12 protein-coding genes are annotated in these 22512 nt (G+C 63.4%); 2 read left to right on the forward strand and 10 right to left on the reverse strand.

Going from position 1 to position 22512, the window contains the following annotated elements:
* Positions 1–2: 2 nt before the first annotated feature.
* Positions 3–842 carry an urease accessory protein UreD gene (locus BLR69_RS24605; protein ID WP_071492975.1) on the reverse strand — a complete coding sequence of 280 codons (840 nt, stop codon included), beginning with the start codon at positions 840–842 and terminating at the stop codon, positions 3–5.
* A 246-nt stretch (positions 843–1088) separates the two neighbouring features.
* On the opposite strand from BLR69_RS24605, the gene BLR69_RS24610 reads away from it, so the two are divergent.
* Complete coding sequence (locus tag BLR69_RS24610; protein WP_071492976.1) at positions 1089–6986, forward strand: DUF4329 domain-containing protein; 5898 nt, start codon at positions 1089–1091, stop codon at positions 6984–6986.
* On the opposite strand, the gene urtE is transcribed toward BLR69_RS24610, so the two are convergent.
* The 5 genes from urtE to urtA form a co-directional block, all read right to left on the reverse strand.
* Positions 6976–7674, reverse strand: coding sequence for an urea ABC transporter ATP-binding subunit UrtE (urtE, locus tag BLR69_RS24615; protein WP_071492977.1), 699 nt, complete (start codon positions 7672–7674; stop codon positions 6976–6978). The two genes, BLR69_RS24610 and urtE, sit on opposite strands and share 11 nt — an antisense overlap.
* Positions 7675–7808: 134 nt before the next feature.
* Positions 7809–8642 (reverse strand): urea ABC transporter ATP-binding protein UrtD, encoded by an 834-nt coding sequence (gene urtD / locus BLR69_RS24620; RefSeq protein ID WP_166794319.1) that lies wholly within the window; start codon positions 8640–8642, stop codon positions 7809–7811.
* The gene (gene urtC / locus BLR69_RS24625; RefSeq protein ID WP_071492979.1) at positions 8639–9706 is read right to left on the reverse strand and encodes an urea ABC transporter permease subunit UrtC; all 1068 of its coding nucleotides are present in this window, start codon (positions 9704–9706) and stop codon (positions 8639–8641) included. The genes urtD and urtC overlap by 4 nt, the downstream gene beginning before the upstream one ends.
* The gene (gene urtB, locus BLR69_RS24630; RefSeq protein WP_071492980.1) at positions 9706–11208 is read right to left on the reverse strand and encodes an urea ABC transporter permease subunit UrtB; all 1503 of its coding nucleotides are present in this window, start codon (positions 11206–11208) and stop codon (positions 9706–9708) included. Before urtB ends, urtC begins: the two co-directional genes overlap by 1 nt.
* Positions 11209–11353: 145 nt before the next feature.
* Positions 11354–12619: an urea ABC transporter substrate-binding protein gene (urtA, locus tag BLR69_RS24635; RefSeq protein ID WP_071492981.1), complete on the reverse strand. Its 1266-nt coding sequence runs from the start codon at positions 12617–12619 to the stop codon at positions 11354–11356.
* A gap of 262 nt (positions 12620–12881) precedes the next feature.
* Between urtA and BLR69_RS24640 the strand changes: the two genes are divergently transcribed.
* A complete protein-coding gene (locus BLR69_RS24640; RefSeq protein ID WP_071492982.1) occupies positions 12882–17438 on the forward strand; it encodes a DUF4329 domain-containing protein in 4557 nt (1518 codons plus the stop codon).
* A gap of 5 nt (positions 17439–17443) precedes the next feature.
* Here BLR69_RS24640 and BLR69_RS24645 read toward each other — a convergent pair whose 3' ends face one another.
* The 4 genes from BLR69_RS24645 to BLR69_RS24660 form a co-directional block, all read right to left on the reverse strand.
* Positions 17444–18454, reverse strand: a complete 1011-nt coding sequence (locus BLR69_RS24645; protein WP_071492983.1) for a FecCD family ABC transporter permease — start codon at positions 18452–18454, stop codon at positions 17444–17446.
* A complete protein-coding gene (locus BLR69_RS24650) occupies positions 18451–19398 on the reverse strand; it encodes an ABC transporter substrate-binding protein (protein ID WP_071492984.1) in 948 nt (315 codons plus the stop codon). Before BLR69_RS24650 ends, BLR69_RS24645 begins: the two co-directional genes overlap by 4 nt.
* Positions 19395–20177, reverse strand: a complete 783-nt coding sequence (locus BLR69_RS24655) for an ABC transporter ATP-binding protein (RefSeq protein ID WP_071493051.1) — start codon at positions 20175–20177, stop codon at positions 19395–19397. The genes BLR69_RS24650 and BLR69_RS24655 overlap by 4 nt, the downstream gene beginning before the upstream one ends.
* Positions 20178–20317: 140 nt before the next feature.
* The gene (locus tag BLR69_RS24660) at positions 20318–22426 is read right to left on the reverse strand and encodes a TonB-dependent receptor (protein ID WP_071492985.1); all 2109 of its coding nucleotides are present in this window, start codon (positions 22424–22426) and stop codon (positions 20318–20320) included.
* Between the last annotated feature and the right edge of the window lie 86 nt (positions 22427–22512).

The following is a 22512-nucleotide window of genomic DNA, read 5'->3' on the forward strand; positions in this document are numbered from 1 at the left end:
GTTCAGGTGCTCCAGATTCGTGGTGAAACGGCTTCCCGGCCCAGCACCGCCGGGCGCAACAGGCGCCATAAATCGATCAGCCATGCGCGCGCCAGCAGCGCTTCACTGGCCAGGCAGCGGGCGACCAGCAAGCCCGGCAATTGGGTCAGGTCGCCGCGCACGGCGTGGGGCAGGGCGCGGCAGGTTTCCAGCAGCTCGGGTTCGATATCGCCGGTGAGCAGCAACGTCGCGAACACCGGCTGGCCATCCAGCCCGATGGGCGACTCCAGCAAGCCGTCGGCACCCACAATGCGCTGGCGTTCATGCCAGAGCAACTGGCCGTCGCGACGAATATCCAGCTGTGCTTGAAAATGCCCCAGATCGAAGCGTTCACCGCTGGCCGGTCGACCCAGGGCAACCACGTCCCAGTAAAACAGACGGGCATCGCCCTGCAGGTCGATGCGCGTGGTGAGTTCGGCCTGGGCCGCACTGAACACGATGGTTTCCTGGGGCAGCCACTCCAGCGTGGCACCGGCCTCAACCTTCAATTCGAGTTGCTGGAACGCTGGGCCCTTGGCGCGATACCACTTGGCGGCGCCGGGGCTGGTCAGTTGGGCCCAGGCGCCTTCGGCGACATGGGCGCGGATGTCCAGGCGGTCGCCACCGGCAATTCCGCCGGGCGGATGCACGATGATGTGCTGGCACACCTCGGGGCCTTCGGCGTACAGATGCTTTTGCACCCGCAGCGGGCCGAGGTGGCGACGCATCACCGGGCGCGTGGTGTCACCGAAACGCGCATAGCCGAGTTCCAGCTCGGCATGCCAGCTGGGGGTGAACAGGGCGGTGGAGGCGGGCAGGTTCATGGTGAGTGCTTGAGGTCTTTTTTGAACAGCTTTTCCTCAGGTGTAGCAAAGGACGTGCCGGGGTGGAACACGGATTAGCGGTCGGTCCTGGTGGAGGTGTGCACTGTTGTGGTGCCGTGCCGTCTTGAGCGATTCATTCAATGCGCTGTTGTGGTGCGCTCGGCCAGATATAGTTAGGCCCCTTCAGGAAGGGCGGGAGCGTTAGATGGGCGTTTCTTCCTCGACCCTTCCCGAAGGTGCTGCACGATGGACATCCATGACACGCCACAACCCGATGGTGTTCGGCAAAACCCCGTCTCAGATGGGCAACTGCCTGCCCTCAGCCCACCCTTTATCAGCGCCGATGATGCGGCGTATTGGGCCCATACCCAAATAGGCAGCCAGCGCGAACGCGAGTACGGCGGTGCGATTCTCAAGCACGCAGGCCTGTTTTTCGCGACAGTGCCCAAGCAGGGTGCGACCAAGCAACTAGCGCTAGATAGCGTGATCCCGATCAAGGATGGCAAGCCGATCTTGCCGGCGGATTACACCTGCTCCGGGTTTTACCACTCCCATCCCGATACCGATGATGACTTTCCCTCAAGGATGTTCCCGGCCAGGCAGCGTTCAATTCTGCGCGGCTTGTTTTCGTACCCCGACATGCAGGTCATTTTTCGCTTGAGCGGCCATGTACCTGCGCATTATCTGTCGGGGCCAGATGGCACTTTGTTGAAATTTGTCGTGCGAACCCAGGCAAAGTTGCAGGCGTTTCTGACCCGGCTGGACCCCGCCATCCACCCTGAGATCGACTTTTTCACGGACTATGTGCCGGAGGTGGCCGAGGCCGGCGCACTGTGGGTACTGGTGCCCAACGCTGCCTGGGGCGGTGTGCGCGGGCGGGTCAGCAAGGACTGGGTGCTCAAGGAGTGGCTGAAGAACACGCCCTTGAAGGGCGGCGAGCGGATGCAACCGTTCTCTTCCGCTGTCTTTGCATTCTCACAACTGTCAGCGCTGATTGCTTTCACGGACCAGGCATTTGACCAGCCGTTCTGGGGGTATCTGCTCAAGGCGGCAGACCGCGATGAATACGTCTATGTGCCTGGCGAGGGCACCGTGGATGAATGGGGCCCGCCGCACACACTATTCCCGCCTGGCGCCGACGGTCAGACGCAACTGCCGCCAGGCTTTCTGATCGAGGGCGTCTTGATGCGCCTGGTCGATAAAACCAAGCCCCCCTTTTTACCCTTGCACCTGGCAAGTCTGGTCGAGGTGTTGGCCGACGCGCCGAATCTATTCGACCCCCTGCGCCCGCCGGTCCTGTTGCAACGGCTCCCCGATGGAGGCTTGAACAGTTACAGGCTCTCGGGCACGGATGCCGAGTCATTGTTGCTGGGCAAGGGCGGGGCGTTCGCACGGCGGCAGATCGAGACCGGCGCGCTCACGGTGTTCCGTTACTTTGACCGGTTGGCGAGCATGGGCGAGATGTCAGTCCTTAAGGCGGGGGTGATTTGGCAACACCCTGGAAAAATACATCCGTGGTTTGAAGAGCTGCAACCCCATTTCAGCCCGGATTTTCTCAGGCCCGATGACGCTGCCCGATACCTCAGTGAGCAAGTGTCGCGGCGTGACATCTCCCATTTTGGCTACATCCTGCAGCGCACGGACGGCAGGTTTGTGGCGACCGGACTGATCACCGACATCAACCGACTGGTGAGTATGGGGCTGTCAAAAGGTCGCGTTCTCGACGTCCTGGCGTTGCCCGCAGATTATCGTTATTACGGTTTTTTCGTTGCGGTGGGCAGCAATCCTGAAGAATTGAAGCGGATGCTGGCTTCCCAGCCGGATGCTGAGGTAAGGCGCTCGCTGGATGAGCGTTTGCTGTTGACGCTGACGATTCCCTATCGAAACTACGTCGCCAGCCTGACCGCGGATGGGCAGCCCATTCCTTGCCTTTACTATTCAGGCACGACGGGTTCGCTGGTCAAATACGTGCGCAGCGGCAGCCCACAAGAGCGCGAGTTTCATACGGCGCTGACAGCGATTATCGACACCGGTATCTTCAAGCCCCGTTTGGATGGTTTCCGTGGTACGCCCCTGCAAGTCGTCAGCAAGATGGCAAGCCTGGGTGAGTTTCACGTCATCGAGACCAATGCGGTCTTCGGCAACTCCCGTGGCCGGCTGCCTGTGACATGGAATGCCTTTGAGCCGTTTGTCTCCGTGTCTCCTGTCGAACCGCCGTACAACTGGATAGTGACTGTCCCGGAACTGGCAGCTGAAGTGGCGCACGGGCAGTTCGGCCTCAAGCCGGAACTGCGACAAGTCGCGTTTATTTTGAAGGCTACCGGAGCCGAAGCGTATTTCTCGACACAGCCTGCGCCCATCGGTAGCCGTCTGTTTTCACCGTCGACGGTTTTTACCCAGGACGCCAACGGTGATCCAGTGATACCCGAAGGCTATGAGGTCCACGGGATTTGCTATCAGTCGCTGCCTGAAATCGGGATGAAAACCCTTCAACACTGGTTGTACGAAAGCTTTGTCGCGCCCCAGGACCTGGCGGCTGTCATCGCACAGGCCCGTTCGAACCGTACGCTGCGTGCGCTTTACGTGAGTACGCGTGACGGCGCGCAGCTGCGATACCGCTTCAGCGGAACGGGGTTGGAGAGCCAGCTGTATGGCGTCACGCCCACCGGGGAGGTCAACGATAATGGCCATCAGGCGAGCTTGCGCTCCGGGGCCGTGACGCCTACGGAGTATGTACTGCGGGTGGCGGCGGCGGGCGAGCTGTCGGTGTTGGTGGCCGGCAAGCTGTGGGACGTCCAGGGCCGCGTGGAACCAACCTGGCGGCCCTTTGCGCGCTACCGCATGCCGGAGTTCAGTGCGCCGTTTCTGCAGGCCGATGATGCCGCACGGTTTGCCCATGAACAGGTGGGTGCCGATCGTTACGCTGAATACTGCGGTTGCATCCTCAAGACCCCCGACCAGCGTTTTGTCGCCACGCTGCCGGTGGCCTGCCGGGAGGCGCAGCGGTTTGCCATCGGCACGGTGTTTCCGGCGGACCACAGCGGTGTGCTGCTGATCCCCGAGCCCTACGTGCTCTATGGGCAATACGCGTCATGTCGGTCGGTTGCCCGGCTGGACAAGGCGCGCATGCTGCGCAACGGCTGGTCACGGGAGGAGGCCAGCGTCGATTGGCAACTGTTCAGCGATGCCGATCTGCGCCACCTTATCGGTAATCGCCATTGGGTCTCCACCGGCTACCTCTCCTGCGACGATGACGGCCTGATTGCCTTTGACCTTACGGGCGCCAAGGACCAATTGGATGAATTGAACCCGGACACCTCCTCGGCGCCCCGCGAGCCGCAGGCCAGGGTGCGGCACTTGTCGGCCATCGGCTTGCGCATTGTGCTCGGCAGCCCTTTGTGGGGATTGCCTGGCAATGTCTCGCCAACCTGGCGTGCCTACGCGCCGGCAGCGACCTTTGAAAAACCGCAGCAGGTGGCGTTTGGTGCGATATTTTCCACGGCCAGGGATGCTGTCGCAGACGCCCACGCGCGGTTGCGCCGACGCGCTCATGCCGCCCAGACGGGCTTTGCTTTTTTGCTCAAGCACGCCGATAAAGACCACTACGTGCTGAGCCAGGTTGTCCCTGCGGATGGCGCCAATCCGTTGTTCAACCTGGCGAGTCTGTTTGGTAGCCGGGATGACGGGGCGTTCATTTTTCCGCCGGCATTTGAGCTGCACGGGTTGTATTACGCGCGCCTGTGGATGCCCGACCATCTGCAGAGTCCGCAGCGTTGGCTGGCCCGGCACTTCCTGTCTTCGGCCGACCTGTACAGCGCGTTCCTGTCCGCCCGGCGTTGGCGCGATAGCGGCAGTGGCGTGACCTTGCCTGTGTTTATTTCAACCCTGGACGACGCCGTGCTCGAGTATCAGGCGGATGTCTCGACGCCGTTGTTCGACCCGGTAAAGCAGCCATCCGGGACCTTTGAAGACGTGCATACCCAACTGAGCGGGGGGCAGTTATCAGCCCAGGCGTTCGTTAGAAAAGTCATCGGCATGAGTTGGCTCGGTGTGCTTGTTGCCAGCGAATGCTGGGACGAGGAGAGCAGCAGGCTGGGCGCCGACTGGCTGCCCTATGCCGACTTCAGCCGCAGGGCGTTGAGCCCGGCGTTCTTTGACCAGTCGGATGCGCTGCGCTATGCCCACCAGCGCCTGGGCAATCGCCGCGACCGCATTTACGGCGGCTTGCTGCTCAAGCGCGTCGACGGTTTGTTTGTCGCCACCGAGCCGCTGCCCGTCGCGACAGAGAACTTCGATCCCAAATGGATCCTGCCGGACGAAGAGGTGCGTGCGGACTGGTTGGCCCCGGGCATGACGCTGGTGGCGCGCTATCGTTCGCGGCAAGACGTACTGCCCTCCTTTGTGCTGGACGAGGATGGCGAGGCGGTCTATCGAGCGATGTTCTCTACCGATGTGCTGGGCACGGCGCTGACGTGCCAGCACCTGTGGAGCCATGAGTACCTGTTCGGGCTGGATGGCTCGGTGATCGGTTTCAGTTGCAAAAGCGCAACGGACGCGACCCAGCAAGGCCCGCTTTCCAAAGACCTTGAAGCGCTCCGCCAAGCGCTGGCACCGGCTGAGCAAACGCCTCACGATCCGCTGAGCAACGCGCTCGAAAAACAGATGCGCGACGGTAGCCTCACGCCTGTGGCGTTCGTCAATCGGCTGCTCAAGGTCGCCTCGATGACCGTGGTGCAAGGCAGTGCGCTATGGGGCAATGCTCAGGTGCTGGGCAGCGGATGGCTGCCTGCGCGTGGTTTTACCGCGCCTGATCGGTTCATCCATGCCACGGCCGACCGGGCCCTGGGGCCGGTGTTCAGTCATATCGATGACGCCGCGCGCAACGCCCATGAAAGCGCCGGGGAGCGAGACCGGCTGACCTACGGTTTTATCTTCAAGTTGGCCAATGGTCACTGGATGGCCAGCCTGCCGGTGGACGGTGAAGACCGACGCTTCCCCTACGACAGGGTGGTGCTGGGCGGGCGTTTGCCGGTGGGGTGTACGGTGGCGGCGCTCTACCTGTGCGCCCCGGCCCGCCAGCCTGAAGAATTGCGCGCATCACCGGTCTACCACGCCTTTATCCCGCCGAGCCTGTTGCGTGCTGCGTTGGCGGTGGTGCGTACGAAAACAAACGCCGGTGCTGCGCCTTATCTGCCGTTGTACGTGTCGTGTGCCGACAGCGCCTTGCTCAAGTACCGTGCCTCACGCCTGGACAGTGACTGGGACGGTGAGCCGCAGTTGCAGGCCTATATCCGCAGGTTGAATGGGAACTTCAACCCTCGCGACTACATACGCCAGGTCGCGCGTGCCGGGCAGCTCGAGGTGCTGGTCCCGGGAGAGATCTGGGCCGGAAAAGGGCGGGTGTCACACACCTGGAGTGAAGGTGCCAGCGTGGCTGAAGACCCGGATGCACGGGTCGCCATCGGGCCATTGTTCTCTCATCCGGATGATGCCGCGCGTTACATGTGGCGCCGCTCACCGGCGGTGCCAGGCAAGGCCGCGATGGGGGCTGTGCTGACAAATGCAGCGGGCAACAGTTATCTCGCCAGTGAGCCGGTGGACGACAGTGGTCCGAGTGTTTATGTGGGGCTGCGCATGAATACGAGTGCCTATCGGCGCCTGTTTGGCGGGGTGATGAACCTGGATGAACGCACTCAGCCGCTTCCCAAATACCCTGCGGGCTATCACGTCATGGGCGTGCAGCAACTGCACAAGTGGGACGCCAGCCTGGAGCGGCTGACTGACCGACATGAACAGGCCATCACCGAAAACTTTATCTCGCAGAAGGAATTCCGGTTTGTGGTCGACCTGTTGCGGCAGGACAAGGTGGCCGGTGCCCGTTACTACTTCACCCCCAGGCAGGGCGCCCTGTTGGTCTACGCGCCCAGTTTCGAGCGCGCCGAGCACGACCTGTTGCTGTCTGGCTGGATCGACCCCGAATCGGACAAACCCCGGCTCAAGACCAGCGAAGCCCTCACGATCCTGTTCAATTCAGGCCGGCTGCATGTGTTGGAGCCCGATCGATTCTGGCAACCCAAGGGGCATGTCGCCGCGCGGTTTCTGATGGCGTTGCGCAAAGCGCAGCAGGTTCGACTCAGATCGTGACGAGGCCACGCACACCCTCGCTTTCCATCTGATCGCCGCGACCCTGTTGCACGATTTCGCCCCGGGACATCACCAGGTACTGGTCGGCCAGTTCGGCGGCGAAATCGTAGAACTGCTCCACCAGCAGGATCGCCATGTCGCCGCGTGCGGCGAGCTTCTGGATCACCGCGCCGATTTCCTTGATCACCGAAGGCTGGATGCCTTCGGTGGGCTCGTCGAGGATCAGCAGGCGCGGGCGGCTGGCCAGGGCCCGGCCGATGGCGAGCTGTTGTTGCTGGCCGCCGGACAGGTCGCCGCCACGGCGGTGTTTCATTTGCAGCAACACCGGGAACAATTCGTAGATGAAGGCCGGGACCTCCTTGGCCTCCTTCGCGCCAAAGCGCGAGAGGCCCATCAGCAGGTTTTCTTCCACGGTCAGTCGACCGAAGATTTCCCGGCCCTGGGGCACGTACGCGATGCCGGCATGCACCCGCTGGTGCGGCTTGAACGCGGTGATGGCCTGGCCTTCCCAGGTCACCGCGCCTTCCTTGGCCGGCAACAGGCCCATCAGGCACTTGAGCAAGGTGGTCTTGCCCACGCCATTGCGCCCGAGCAGGCAGGTGACTTCGCCGATCTTCACGTCAAAGGACAGCCCGCGCAGGATGTGGCTACCGCCGTAGTATTGGTGCAGCTTGTCGACTTGCAGCATGTTCAAAACCTCCTCATATCCCTGTAGGAGCGAGCTTGCTCGCGAAAAAACCAGAGGGCGTCGCGTTCATTCTGGATGCCCGCGTTATCGTTGACGTTTTTCGCGAGCAAGCTCGCTCCTACAGAAAAGCGAATTCAGCGACCGAGGTAAACCTCGATCACCCGCTCGTTTTCCTGCACCTGCTCCAGCGACCCTTCGGCCAGCACGCTGCCCTGGTGCAGCACGGTCACGTGGTCGGCAATCGAGCCGACAAACCCCATGTCGTGCTCCACCACCATCAGCGAATGCTTGCCCGCCAGGCGCTTGAACAGTTCGGCGGTGAACTCGGTCTCGGCGTCGGTCATGCCGGCCACCGGTTCGTCCAGCAGCAACAATTGCGGGTCCTGCATCAGCAGCATGCCGATTTCCAGGAACTGCTTCTGGCCGTGGGACAGCAACCCGGCCTGGCGCTGTGCCGAGGCGGTCAGGCGGATGGTGTCGAGCACTTCTTCGATGCGGTCTTTCTGCTCGCCACTCAGGCGTGCGCGCAGGCTGGCCCACACCGATTTGTCGGTCTTCTGCGCCAGCTCCAGGTTCTCGAACACGCTCAGGGCCTCGAACACCGTGGGCTTCTGGAACTTGCGACCGATGCCGGCCTGGGCGATCTGCACTTCGCTCATGCCGGTCAGGTCGAGGTTTTCGCCAAACCAGGCGCTGCCGTGGCTGGGGCGGGTCTTGCCGGTGATCACGTCCATCAGCGTGGTCTTGCCCGCGCCGTTGGGGCCGATGATGCAGCGCAGTTCGCCGACGCCGATGTACAGGTTCAGGTCGTTGAGGGCCTTGAAGCCATCAAAGCTCACGCTGATGTCTTCCAGGGTCAGGATGGTGCCGTGGCGGGTGTTCAGGCCCTTGCCGGCCGCCTGGCCAAGGCCGATGGCATCGCGGCCGCTGCCCGCATCGAAAATGGGTTCCAGCATGACGCTCCTCATTTCTTCAACAGGCCGATAACGCCCTTGGGCAGGTACAGGGTGACGAGGATGAACAACGCCCCGAGAAAGAACAGCCAGTATTCCGGGAAGGCCACGGTGAACCAGCTCTTCATGCCGTTGACCACGCCGGCGCCGAGCAACGGGCCGATCAGCGTGCCGCGCCCGCCCAGGGCCACCCACACGGCGGCTTCGATGGAGTTGGTCGGGGACATTTCGCTGGGGTTGATGATACCCACCTGCGGCACATACAGCGCCCCGGCCAAACCACACAACACCGCGCTCAACACCCACACGAACAGCTTGAAACCACGCGGGTCGTAGCCACAGAACATCAGGCGGTTCTCGGCATCGCGCAGCGCGGTCAGCACCCGGCCGAACTTGCTCTGCGCCAGGCGCCAACCGATGTACAGGCTTGCCACCAGCAAGGCGACGGTGGCGACAAACAGCACCGCCCGCGTGCCCGGCTCGGTGATGCCAAACCCGAGGATGCTGCGGAAGTTGGTGAAGCCGTTGTTGCCGCCAAAGCCGGTCTCGTTGCGGAAAAACAGCAGCATGCCGGCAAAGGTCAGGGCCTGGGTCATGATCGAGAAGTACACGCCCTTGATCCGCGAACGGAAGGCGAAGAAGCCGAACACCAGCGCCAGCAACCCCGGTGCGAGCACCACCAGGCACAAGGCCCAGAGGAAATGCTCTGTGCCCACCCAGTACCACGGCAGTTCGGTCCACGACAGGAAGGTCATGAATGCCGGTAACTCATCGCCGGAGGCCTGGCGCATCAGGTACATGCCCATGGCATAACCGCCCAGCGCAAAGAACAGGCCGTGGCCGAGGGACAACATCCCCGCGTAGCCCCACACCAGGTCAAGGGAGAGGGCGACGATGGCGTAGCAGAGGATCTTGCCCACCAGGGTCAAGGTGTAGGCCGAGACGTGAAACAGATTGTCCGGCGGCAACAGCGACAGCAACGGCAGTGCGAGCAGTACCGCGAGGATCGCCACGCCGACGGCAATCGTCAGCGTGGGGCCGGCCTTTTGCGTGGCCGTGAGCATCAATGGCTGGTTCATCAGTCGATCACCCGTCCTTTCAGTGCGAAGAGTCCCTGCGGGCGTTTCTGGATAAACAGAATGATCAGCGCGAGGATCAGGATCTTGCCGAGCACGGCACCGATCTGCGGTTCGAGAATCTTGTTGGCGATGCCCAGGCCGAACGCCGCCGTGACGCTGCCGGCCAACTGGCCGACACCGCCGAGCACCACCACCAGGAACGAGTCGATGATGTAGCTCTGGCCCAGGTCGGGGCCGACGTTGCCGATCTGGCTCAAGGCGACCCCGCCCAAACCTGCAATACCCGAGCCCAGGCCAAACGCGAGCATGTCCACACGCCCGGTGGGTACACCGCAGCAGGCGGCCATGTTGCGGTTCTGGGTCACGGCGCGCACGTTGAGGCCCAGGCGGGTCTTGTTCAGCAGCAGCCAGGTCAGCAGCACCACGCACAGCGCGAAGGCGATGATAACGATGCGGTTGTACGGCAGCACCAGGTTGGGCAGCACCTGGATCCCGCCGGACAGCCATGCCGGGTTGGACACCTCGACGTTCTGCGCGCCGAACACCAGGCGCACCAGTTGGATCAGCATCAGGCTGATGCCCCAGGTGGCCAGCAGGGTTTCCAGGGGGCGGCCGTAGAGGTGACGGATCACCGTGCGCTCCAGTGCCATGCCGATGGCGGCGGTGACGAAAAACGCCACCGGCAGCGCGACCAGCGGGTAGAACTCGATGGCCGCCGGTACGTAGCGTTGCATCAGCAGTTGCACCACGTAGGTGGAGTAGGCACCGAGCATCAGCATCTCGCCGTGGGCCATGTTGATCACGCCGAGCAGGCCGAAGGTGATCGCCAGGCCCAGGGCCGCGAGCAGCAGGATCGAACCCAGGGACATACCGCTGAAGGCTTGCCCGAGCAGCTCGCCGATCATCAATTTGCGCTTGACCTGGGCCAGGCTGGTTTCGGCGGCGGTGTGCACGGCGACATCGCTTTCGACACCCGGCGCAAGCAGGGCTTCCAGGCGCGTACGGGCCAGCGGGTCGCCGGTATTGCCCAGCAGGCGCACGGCATTCAGGCGAATGGCCGGGTCGGTGTCGACCAGTTGCAGGTTGGCCAGGGCCAGGCTGAGGGCGCTGTGGACCTGCTCATTGGTTTCCGTGGCGACCTGCTGGTCGAGGAATTTCAACTGCGCGGGTTGTGCGCTTTTCTGCAAGGTCTGCGCAGCGGCCAGACGCACCTTGGGGTCGGCGGCGAGCAGTTGCTGGCTGGCCTGCACGTTATCGATCAGGCCGCGCAGGCGGTTGTTCAGGCGTACGGTTTTGGTCTCACCGTTGACGGTGAGTTGACCTTGTTGCAGGGCGTCCACCAACTCAATGCGCGCCGGGTCGGGCTGGGCGGCCCAGTCCTGGAGCAGCTTGGCTTGTTGGGTGGGGTTGGCGGACAGGAAGTCTTCGGCGTCGCTGGCGTGTGCGGCCAAAGGCAGCAACAGCAGCAAAGCCAGTAAACAGCGGTAGAGGGCAGTGGGCATAAAAAAATGTCCTGATCACGCGCGGACAAGCTTGATGTGGGAGGGGGCTTGCCCCCGATGGCGGTGGGTCAGTCAGCCCATGCAGAGCCTGACACTCAGCTATCGGGGGCAAGTCCCCTCCCACATGTTTATCTGCGCTTGGGGCTTAGTTACTTTTCACCGCATAGTCCGGCTTCTTGTCATTGCCAGGAATGTACGGGCTCCACGGTTGTGCGCGGATCGGTTCCTGGGTCTGCCACACCACCGAGAACTGCCCATCGGCCTGGATCTCGCCGATCATCACCGGCTTGTGCAGGTGGTGGTTGGTCTTGTCCATGGTCAGAGTGAAGCCCGACGGCGCGGCGAAGGTCTGGCCGGCCAGGGCTTCGCGTACTTTGTCGACATCGGTGGACTTGGCTTTCTCGGCCGCCTGCGCCCACATGTGGATGCCCACGTAGGTGGCTTCCATCGGGTCGTTGGTCACGGCTTTGTCCGCGCCCGGCAGGTTGTGTTGCTTGGCGTAGGCTTTCCAGTCGGCGACGAATTTCTGGTTGACCGGGTTCTCCACCGACTGGAAGTAGTTCCAGGCCGCGAGGTTGCCCACCAGTGGCTTGGTGTCGATGCCGCGCAATTCTTCTTCGCCCACGGAGAACGCCACCACCGGTACATCGGTAGCCTTCAAGCCCTGGTTGGCCAGCTCTTTGTAGAACGGCACGTTGGAGTCGCCGTTCACGGTGGAGATCACCGCGGTTTTGCCGCCGGCGGAGAACTTCTTGATGTTGGCAACGATGGTCTGGTAGTCGCTGTGCCCGAACGGCGTGTAGACCTCTTCGATGTCTTTATCCGCGACGCCCTTGGAATGCAGGAACGAGCGCAGGATCTTGTTGGTGGTGCGCGGGTACACGTAGTCGGTGCCGAGCAGGAAGAAGCGCTTGGCTGCGCCGCCTTCTTCGCTCATCAGGTACTCCACCGCCGGGATCGCCTGCTGGTTGGGCGCCGCACCGGTGTAGAACACGTTCGGCGACATTTCTTCGCCTTCATATTGCACCGGGTAGAACAGCAGGCCATTGAGTTCCTCGAACACCGGCAACACCGATTTGCGCGACACCGAGGTCCAGCAGCCGAACACCACGGCGACCTTGTCCTGGGTCAGCAACTGACGGCCTTTCTCGGCGAACAGCGGCCAGTTGGACGCCGGGTCGACCACCACCGGTTCGAGCATCTTGCCGTTCACGCCGCCCTTGGCGTTGATCTCGTCGATGGTCATCAGCGCCATGTCCTTGAGGGACGTTTCGGAAATGGCCATGGTCCCGGACAGCGAGTGCAGGATGCCGACCTTGATGGTCTCGGCGGCCTGGAGGGTCCAGCTCATGCCCATGGCGGCAATGGATGCCGACAGTGTGAAAGCCTTGATCAAGCTGCGACGCTTCATGGTGCGATCTCCGTGTACCCAAGTGTTGTTGTTGGACAGATGCAAGGGCGATTGCAAAGGCTGTGCCCGCTTTGACGCAAGCGCTGTCCAGGCCTGTATCCGGGCGGGCGCGGCCTGCAGGCCGCACTGAAACGGCGCCGCAGCAGCTGGGTGGTGCGGGGTGGGCATTGTTTTGGTGCGCGGCGCCGCTTAACTATTTAGCGCCCGGCGAATGGGGCGCGGGAGGATGGTGGGCACTTCGATTCTGCCAGGAGCTGTTCACATGGACGACCAACCCACGCGCCCGCAACGCGCTGCACTTGCACGAGGCCACGCCAAACTGGGCAGGCTGACCCCGGCGTTCATCAGCACCGACGATCTGGTGCGCTACCTTCATGAACGCATCGCCCCACGGTTGAAGCTGGAACATGCCAGCGTGCTGCTGCAACGCTTGTCCGACGGCCTGTATCTGGCCAATGAACCGATTCCCGACCGGCCCACGGTGTTCAACTGGAACCTGCTGCTGGATGTCGATCCGGTCAGCCAGGACTTTATGGACCCTGAAGGATTTCGAATTGTCGGTGGCTGGCATGCACACACGAACATGACCGATTGGGTCAAGCGAGAAAACCCCTCGTGGACGGCGGATGAAGTCACCGCGTTCCAGGGGTTTTATTCCGAGCCGGACATCATCATCATTTTCCAGGACCGCCATCAATTCAAGGCCGTCTACCTGTCCGGTCCCGATGGCACGCTGCTTAAGTTCGAACCCGATGATTCCACCGCCGGCGCGGACTACGCCCGTTGGCTACGCAACCGCGGCGGCTTTGATTCGCCCCATGCCCACAGTGGCACCCTCTCGGGGTATTACCAGAAGCTGGCGTCGCTCGGGCGCTTGACCTTCCTGGCGTCTATTCCCGCCTGGGGCGATTCGGTAGGCGCGGTGCCCGCTGATTGGCAACCACGCAAACCCTTCAAGGCTCCAGCGCTGGCGTTGCCTTGCAGCCCGGTCTTCATGGACAAGCAGCAAGCGCTCTCCCATGCGTGGTCGCGCATCCAGCGCAGGCCAACCGCCAGGCAGCACGTATTGATCCTGCAGCGTGATGGCCACGAGCATTACCTGGCTGGGGAGCCAGAACGGGAGTCCTCTGTCGGCGGGCAACTGCCTTTACTGCCCGCAGGTTGCCACCTGCACGGCATCTACTTTCATTCCCGACCCCTGCCGGGCCTGTACCCTGATCAGGAAACCTGGCTGTTCAAGCACTTCGTCAGCCCCCTGGAGTTGGCGCAGCGCATCGCGCAATTTCGTCACTACAGCCGTGGTGCGCAGCCCACCCTCGGAGTGTCGCTGTACATCCGTATGCGCGATGAAGCAATCCTGCGTTATCGCTTCTCCGGCTCGGCCGCCGAATCCCGGTTGTTCACCCAGGCCGCCGACGGCACGGTAGATACCGATGAGCTCCAGTCCGAACTGCACTCGGGCGTGTTGCTGACGCGCGATTTTGTCCGGCAAGTGGCCAGGGCCGGTGAGTTGACGGTGGAGAAAACCAGCGCGTTGTGGGACCGCAGCGGTGTAGTGGACGACACGTGGACGCCTTATTCGCAGGTTGTCTTGCCGGCATTGAGCGCGGCATTTCTCACCGCCGACGATGCGGCGCTCCATGCCCACCGGCGCATCGGTCGACGCCGTGAGCAGGTGCTCGGCGGGCTGATCCTCAAGCGCGGCGATGGGCGCTTCGTGGTGACCGAGCCGCTGCCGGCCGGGCCACGCCCATTTGCCTTCGCCGGTGGTTACCCGCTGGACCGGCAGAAACAGCCGATCATTCTGCATCCCGACCACCATTTGCATGGGCGCTACGCTTCGCGCACGGCGCTGTCGCTGACCGACCCGGCCCAGGCGATCGAGCGCAAGTGGACCCGCCAGGAAGCCGAGCTGTATGCGCAGATGTTCCTCGCAGACGACGTTGCCGATCTGTTGGCAACAGGACAAGTCGGCTACCTGTCGGGCACCGAGGACTGCCTGCTGGCCCTCGCCCCTTCGAACACCACCCTGGCGTGGCGCAAGCAATGGTCCAGCGAGACGGCGGGCATGCGCAGTGCAATCAACCAGCGCCTGGACGAGGGCAAGATCAAGCCTGCCGATGTCGTGCGTACCCTGGCCGAAGCGGGCACGCTGCGTATCGTGCTCGGCAATGCGTTGTGGGGGCCGGCCGGTTTCGTCGAGGTGGACTGGGGCCCCTGGGTGCGGGCGCTGACGTTCCAGCGCCCCGCGACCGTCAGCCACGGGCCGATCTTCGAAAGCGCCGATGCGGCCGCGCGCGAACGGCACCGACACGCCGCCCATTACTACGGTGACGATCATGTCAGCCGTTATTTTGCGTTCGTCCTCAAGCATCGCCAGCGCGAAGAGTACGTCGCCAGTGAGCTGGTCCCGGTGACGCGGCAGTCGGCGCTGCTGTCCTTCACCCGGTTGTACGGCGGCGCACTGCCCGAGGGCTTCGACTGTCACAGCCTGTACTACAGCAAACCCTGGGTCGGCAACGGCACCCGTGGCTGGCTGCAACGGTTTTTCATCGAACCGGAAGACTTGAGCGAGGCGCTGTTTCAGGCTCGCGTCAATGCGTTGTTGTCGCCCCTCGGTGCGCCGGTGTACATCGCGGTGCCGGACGGTGCGCTGCTGCGTTATCAGTCGCCGTCCACCCAAGGCCTGTTCGAAACCAACAGCATCGGGGACAGCGCGGCGACGGTGCGCGCCAAGCTCAATGTCGGCACCCTGACGCTGTTGCAGTTTGTGCGCAATGTTGCGATTTCCGGTCGCCTGGAGGTCGTCCAGGCCAGCCCCTGCTGGGACCGCGAAGGCACGGTCACGGGGCTGTGGACGCCCTACGCGCAGTTGCTGCGGCGGCGCCTGAGCCCGGCGTTTGTGTCGATGGACGATGCCGCGCTGTACGTGCGTCGTCGTGTGCCGACGAACATCGAACACCCCTACGGCGGGCTGGTCCTGCGGCGCGAAGACGGTTGGTTTTTTGCCACCGAACCTTTGCGGGTCCCCGATGACAGCTTCGACCTGAAATGGATCTTCCCCGACGAATTGGCCACCCGTGGCGAGCATCCGCCGCGCACGGTGCCGGTGGCCAGTTACTACGCAAGGCCGGCGCAGCAGTGGCCGTTCATTCTGTCGCCCGCGCAGTCGCAGGTGTACGACTCTATGTTTTCCACTCGTGCGCTGGCGCAGGTGTTCCTGACCGAGCGGGCGCGTATGCATCACTACTGGCTGGCCGCCGATGGCGCGGTGCTTCGTTTGAACGCGCGTCCCGAGGAAAAAGCGCCGCTGGTGACCACTGCTGACCTGGTGCCACGCCCGCGCAATCACCATGACTGGCTCAACGGCCGGCTCGAACGCATGCTGCGCGAGGGCGAGTTGACGCCCACCGAGTACGTCAACCGCGTTGCCCAGACCTTCGCCTTGCACGTGGTCAAAGGCAGCGCGCTGTGGGGCAGCCCAGGCCCGGTACGCGGCTGGCAACCCTTTGCGTCTGTGCCGTCGGCCGACGGGGCCTATGTGCAGGCGCACCAAGATCCGGCGTGCAGCCCGGTGCACGCCCAGGCCGATGACGCTGTGCGCTACGCCCATGAACTTGCTGGCACGAGGAGCGAACTGCAGTTTGGCTACGTGCTGGAGTCGACCAGCACCGGGCATTTCATCGCCACGCTGCCGATCACTGACGCCGGCGCCAACCTGGCGCATCGACGGGTATTCAGCGATGCCGGTTACCCTCATCGCTATGCCTTGGGCGGCCTGTATCTGTGTGCACCGCAGGTGTCCGAGGTGGTGCCGAGCGCGCCCGCACAGGCAGGCGACGGCGTCTATCAGGGGCTGTTTTGGCCGTCCCGGCTGATCGAGGCGATGTACCAGGTAACGACCACACAGGAACGCCCAGTCTTGCCTCTTTACCTGTCGTGCGCGGATGGGGCACTGCTGCGGTTCGTTGTGCGCGACCCACGGTTTATCGGGTATGGCGATGATGTGAAGCTGCGCCTGCGGCTGCTCAGCCCACGTGACTTCATCCGGCGCATGGCGGCGGCCGGCGAGCTGCGGATCCTGGTGCCCAGCGAGCATTGGCCGGGGACCGGTATCGTCGGCGTAGACTGGCAGCCGGGGCGCTCCCGTGGGGTCGAACCGGCGGGCGACAACTACCGCGCATTGGGGCCGGTCCATGCGCATCAAGATGACGCGGCGGGGTTCGTCCACGCTCGCGCCGGGCGTTTCACGGGGCAACAGGCGATCAGCGCGTTGCTGGAGGGCGGCGGGGTGATGGGCAAGCATGTACCGGTGCTGGCGCTGCCGGACAATGGTTTCCCCTCGGCGACGGCTGCGCGATTATTTGTGACGGGGCCGTGGCCCGCAGGCTTGCAGGTGCGGGCGGCGCACCTTCTGTTCCATGCCGGGCTGGATCAGCCGCAGATGGGTGTCGAGCGCTTGTATGGCGAGTACTTCGTGAGCTTTCGTGAACTGGCGTACTACATTCATTCGCTCAAGCAGCAGGGCCTGGCGATCAACGGGTTTTACCTCACGGCCCGGGACGGTGCCTTGCTCGGTTATGCGCCGCGCTTCGACCAGGCCGAGTACAACCTGCTGGCAACTACCGGTAAGTGGAGTGCCGAAGGTGGCTACACGACGTTCGCCCCGGACCCCTCACACGTAGTGGCCGAACTGGCGCGCACCGGCCGGTTGCGGGTACTGCACAGCGGTGAGTTCTGGACCCTGCGCGGCGCGCTGCGCATGGACCTGAAGCTGCCCGGCAGCCCCGGCGGTCGACCGTCCAGGGACGAGCTCTGAGGCGGTCAGCGCCGGCGCATCAAACCGATGAAGAACAATCCGCCAATCGCCGCCGTGGCCACGCCGATGGGCAGGTCCTCAGGGGCGATGAGGGTGCGTGCGGCCACGTCGACCCACACCAGGAACAGGCTGCCCAGCAGCGCGCACACCGGCAGCAGGTGGCGATGCTCGGCACCGACAAGACGTCGGGCAATGTGCGGCACCATCAGCCCGACAAAGCCGATGGAGCCGCTGATGGAGACCAGCACACCGGTCATCAATGAGGCCACCAGGAACACCTTCAGCCGCACGGTGCGGGCGTTCAGGCCGAGGGTCACGGCGGTCTGCTCGCCGGCCATCAGCGCGTTCAACGGGCGTGCCATGCCCAGCAGCACCAATAGACCCAGCACTACCGTCAGCGCGGGAATCGCCAGCAGCTCCCAGCGCGCCAGGCCGAGGCCGCCGAGCATCCAGAACATCACCGCCGAGGCGGCGCGGTGGTCGCCCATGAACAGCAGCAGATTGGCCGCCGCCATCATCACAAACGACACCGCCACACCGCACAGCAACAGGCGATCACTCTCCAGCCGGCCGTTGCGACTGGCCACGGCCAACACCACCAGCATGCTCGCCAATGCTCCGATAAACGCGGCGATGGGCAAGGTCAGCAGACCGATCACTTCGCCCACATGCAGCACCACGATCACCGCGCCCAGGGTGGCGCCGGACGTGACGCCGAGCAGGTGCGGATCGGCCAGCGGGTTGCGCGTGACCGCCTGCAACACCGCGCCGATCAACGCCAGCCCGGCGCCCACCAACGCGCCGAGCAGCATGCGCGGCACGCGGATCAGCCACACGATATGTTCCTGCCCGGCCGGCCAACTCACGTCGCCGATGCCGAGCGCCTTGTACAGCAGGATTCGCCACACTACGTCCACCGGCACACGTGCCGGGCCGAAGCCCAGCGAGAGCACGCAGGAGACCAGCAGCACCGCGCCAAGCGCGGCGAGCAGCAGCCCATAGCGACGGGTGATCATTCGCCGTGGAACCCCTTGGCCAGGGTTTCCACCGCCAACACGTTGTCGATACCCGGCGTGGCCTGCACGTAAGGGATCACGATAAAGCGCTGGTTGCGGATCGCATCCACCGCTTGCAGCGCCGGGTTGTTGAGCAGGAATTGCTCTTTCTGTTCGGCCGTGACTTCGCTGTAGTCGACGATCACGATTACCTGCGGGTTGCGCTCCACCACGGTCTCCCAGTTGACGCGGGTCCAACTGGCCTCAATGTCATCGAGAATGTTGCGCCCGCCCGCCGCGTCGATCAGCGCCTGGGGCATGCCCAGGCGGCCGGAGGTCATGGCGCGGTCTTCACCGCTGTCGTAGAGAAACACCCGGGGCTTGTCGGCGGGCAGGTCTTGACGCACCGCGGCGACCTGTGCCTGCATCTGTGCGATCAAGGCATTGGCGCGGTCCTGCACATCGAAGATCTTGCCCAGGTTGCGCAGGTCGTTATAGGTGTCTTCCAGGGTCGCAGCCGGGCGCTTCATCACGAAGGCGCAAGATTCGGTCAGCTCATACACGTTGATGCCCAAGGGTTGCAGGGTGCTCGGCGTGAGATCGCCGCCCACACGCATGCCGTAGTCCCAGCCGGCGAAGAAGAAATCCACGTTGGCGTTGAGCAGGGTTTCCACCGACGGGTACTTGCTCGCCAGCTCCGGCAGGCCGTCGAGCAACCCGGCCATTTCCGGCGTGACCGACTTCCAGCCAGTGACGCCGCTGTAACCGGCCATGCTCGGCTTGAGGCCGAGGGCGAGCATCATCTGGGTCATGTTGATGTCGTGGCTCACCGCATGTTTCGGCGCTTCCTGGAAGGTCACGTCGCGGTTGCAACTCTTGATGGTAACCGGGTAGTGGGTCGCTGCGGCGAGTGCCGCGGCGGCATTGAACAGCAAGGTAACGGCAAGCAGCGAACGCAGGATCATGGTTGGGTTATCCAGGTGATTCGGGGGTAGCCGGACAGCGGGTGGGTATCGATCAACGCCTCGACGCCAAATACATCGCGCAGCAGTTCGCGGGTCAGCACCTCATGGGGCGTGCCGCTGGCGACGATGCGCCCGTGGTTGATCACGTACAGGCGATCGCAGAAGGCAGCGGCCAGGTTGAGGTCGTGAATGCTCGCCAGGGTGCCGATGTGCAGGCGCTTGACCAGGCGCAACAGCTCCAACTGGTAGCGCGGGTCGAGGTGATTGGTCGGCTCGTCGAGGATCAGCAATTGCGGTTGCTGGGCCAGGGCACGGGCCAGGATCACACGTTGTTTTTCGCCGCCGGAGAGGGTGGCGAAAGCGTGATCCTCGAAGCCTTGCATGCCGACGGATGCCAGCACCTGCTGGATCAACTGCCGGTCGTGCAGCGTGTCGCCGTCGAACAGGCCCTTGTGCGGCGTACGGCCCATGGCGACCACTTCATCGACGCGCAGGCCGAAGGCATCCGGGAACTCTTGCAACACCACGGCGATGCGTTGCGCGCACCACTTCGAACTCTGTTGCCACACGTTCTGATGGTCGAGTAACACGTCGCCCTGCGCCGGTTTGCTGAACCGGTAGGCGCAGCGCAACAGGCTGGTCTTGCCACTGCCGTTAGGTCCGATCAGGCCGACGAACTCTCCCGCACCGACCTGCAGGCTGGCGTCACGCAGCTGGAACCGGTGATGGCAGTGGCTGGTTGGGGACCAGTTGAGGTCGGTGAGGGTTAGCGAAGTCATCAATACTCTCAGGTCAAACCAGGTCCAAATGTGGGAGCGGGCTTGCTCGCGAATGCGGTGGATCAGTGACAGATGCATTGGCTGACACACTGCATTCGCGAGCAAGCCCGCTCCCACACTTTTGGCCGGTGTTGTATCAGTTAAAAGGTGTAGTCCGCCGTCACGAAGAAGGACCGCGGTTCGCCGAGGATCCACTGCTGGCCGTCGTTGTACTGGCTGACGGCGTAGGTGCGGTCGAACAGGTTGTTCAACTGCAGGCCCAGGGTAGTGTTGCGCAGGGCTTTCCACGATACGGTGGCATCGACCACGGTATAGCTCGGCAACTCGTTCTGGTTGGCCATGTCGGCATAACGTGCATCCACATAACGCACACCGGCACCGGCGCGGATGTCGTCGGTCACCGCCTGGCTCAACCACAGGTTGGCGGTGCGGCGCGGTGCGTCCACCGGGCGGTTGCCGTCGCGGGAGACTTGCACGCCGTTGACGTCCTGTTTGAAGTCGTCGTATTGCGCATGCACGATGGCCGCGTTGGCTTGCAGTTGCCAGGCGTGTGGCAGTTGCAGGTCGAGGCTGGCTTCCAGGCCACGGGAGGATTGCTGGCCGACTTGCTGCTGCAGGCTCGGGTTGCCCGGCACATCGGTGAGTAGTTTCTTTTTGACGATGTGATACGCCGCCAACGTCCATTCGCCGCGCTGGTCCCAGAAGGCCTGCTTGATGCCGATCTCGGTCTGCCTGGCGGTGGACAGGTCGAATTGCTGCTGGCCAGGGCTCAGGGAAATCAGGCCACCGACGCCGTCGGTGCTGGTGGCGTACTGGCCGTAGACCGAGGTGTCGGGCGTGATGGCGTAGACCAGGCCGGCCTTCCAGTTATTGCCGGTAAGGGTCTTGTCGGACTGGCTGCCGGTGCGCAGTGCTTCGCGGTCGATGTGCGCGTAGTCGCGGCGCAGGCCGGTGATCAGCGACAGTTGGTCGGTCAATTGCAGGCGGTTTTCCGCAAAGCCGGCAACGGTTTTGGTGGTGGTGGCGAACAGCGGCTTGAACGGGTCGTTACTGGCGAACTGGCCCGGCGCGGGGTGGTTCACGTCGATGGGTTGGCCGCTGGCAAAGGTGTCGGTAAACGGCGAGTTACTGGCCAGGCGGAAGCGGATACGGTTGTACTCCACGCCGGTCACGGTCTGGCTGTCGAGGCCGAACAGGCTGTGCTTGAAGGTGAAGGTCTGGCGGTCGCCGACCTGTTCCTGGTTGTGCTTGATGCCGTAGTTGCCGCTGCGGGTCAGTTGGCCGCCGGTGAAGTTGTAGTTCTCGGCGTTCTGCCAGCGGCGCTGGTTTTTCAGGTAATACAGCTCGTTGGTGGCGCTGACGTTGTCGTTGATCTGCCACTCGCTGGTCAGGCGCGTCCACTGGTCGTTGTAGTGCTGGGTGTCGTTGCTGACGTTGTAGTTCTTGTCGCGCAGGCCCTTGTGCAACTGGCCGTTGATCAGCGGTGTGCCGAAGTAGTTCTGCGGGCGCTGGTCGCCGTAGTCGCTGGCGAAAGTGAAGCTCAGGTTGTCTGCCGCCTGCCAGCGCAGGGCACCGCTGACGAAGTCGCTGCTGGAGTCGCCACGGTCGATAAAGCCGTTGCTGCGCAGGCGATTGAGGTTCAGGCGATAGCTCAGGGTGTCGGTCAGCGAGCCGCCGCTGTCCAGGGCTTGTTGCTGGCGATCGTAGGAACCGTAGCCGAGGCGTATGTGGTTTTCGATCTCGCCGTCGAAGGGCTTTTTCGGCACGGTGTTGATCACCGCACCGGTGGCGCCTTCGCCATACAGTACCGAGGCCGGGCCGCGCAGCACATCAACGCGCTCCACCGACCAGGTGTCCACCGGGAAGGTCGAGGTGCCCATGCCCATGTACATGCGGGTGCCGTCATACAGCTGCATCACCGAGCCCTGGCCGGTAAACCCCCGCGCCGACAGCGAGGTGCCACCGTCGCCCGGCGTGCCGGTGCGGCTGATGCCGGTGGCGCGGGAAATCGCGTCCTGCACACTGGCGTCGCCGCGTTCGCGGATCTGCGTGCCGGTCTGGCTCTCGACGCTACCAGGCGTTTGCAGGGCCGTGAGATTCAGGCGCGAACCCGCGGTGGTCGGGGTCTTGAGGTCGACGTGGTCATCGTCCACGGCAGGCGCGGTGACGGGGCTGGCGGGCAGGGTCAGGGCCTGGGCGCTGGTATGCAGGGCGAGCAGGCACAGGCCGGACGCGAGGTACTTGTTCATCGGGTGGAAAATCTTCTTGGAGGCAGTGCTCGCCGCTGGGCGCGGCGAGCTGAGGTATGCAGTAAGTGTTATAAGTTAACACTTCC

Source organism: Pseudomonas azotoformans (genome assembly GCF_900103345.1).
GTDB lineage: Bacteria > Pseudomonadota > Gammaproteobacteria > Pseudomonadales > Pseudomonadaceae > Aquipseudomonas > Aquipseudomonas azotoformans.

Bases quoted from the DNA above. Each gene is read 5' to 3' on its own strand.
- BLR69_RS24640 (WP_071492982.1), top strand. From the start codon at position 12,882: ATGGACGACCAACCCACGCGCCCGCAACGCGCTGCACTTGCACGAGGC.
- BLR69_RS24645 (WP_071492983.1), bottom strand. From the start codon at position 18,454: ATGATCACCCGTCGCTATGGGCTGCTGCTCGCCGCGCTTGGCGCGGTG.
- BLR69_RS24655 (WP_071493051.1), bottom strand. From the start codon at position 20,177: ATGACTTCGCTAACCCTCACCGACCTCAACTGGTCCCCAACCAGCCAC.
- urtC (WP_071492979.1), bottom strand. From the start codon at position 9,706: ATGAACCAGCCATTGATGCTCACGGCCACGCAAAAGGCCGGCCCCACG.
- BLR69_RS24650 (WP_071492984.1), bottom strand. From the start codon at position 19,398: ATGATCCTGCGTTCGCTGCTTGCCGTTACCTTGCTGTTCAATGCCGCC.
- BLR69_RS24605 (WP_071492975.1), bottom strand. From the start codon at position 842: ATGAACCTGCCCGCCTCCACCGCCCTGTTCACCCCCAGCTGGCATGCC.
- BLR69_RS24610 (WP_071492976.1), top strand. From the start codon at position 1,089: ATGGACATCCATGACACGCCACAACCCGATGGTGTTCGGCAAAACCCC.
- urtE (WP_071492977.1), bottom strand. From the start codon at position 7,674: ATGCTGCAAGTCGACAAGCTGCACCAATACTACGGCGGTAGCCACATC.
- urtD (WP_166794319.1), bottom strand. From the start codon at position 8,642: ATGAGGAGCGTCATGCTGGAACCCATTTTCGATGCGGGCAGCGGCCGC.
- BLR69_RS24660 (WP_071492985.1), bottom strand. From the start codon at position 22,426: ATGAACAAGTACCTCGCGTCCGGCCTGTGCCTGCTCGCCCTGCATACC.
- urtB (WP_071492980.1), bottom strand. From the start codon at position 11,208: ATGCCCACTGCCCTCTACCGCTGTTTACTGGCTTTGCTGCTGTTGCTG.
- urtA (WP_071492981.1), bottom strand. From the start codon at position 12,619: ATGAAGCGTCGCAGCTTGATCAAGGCTTTCACACTGTCGGCATCCATT.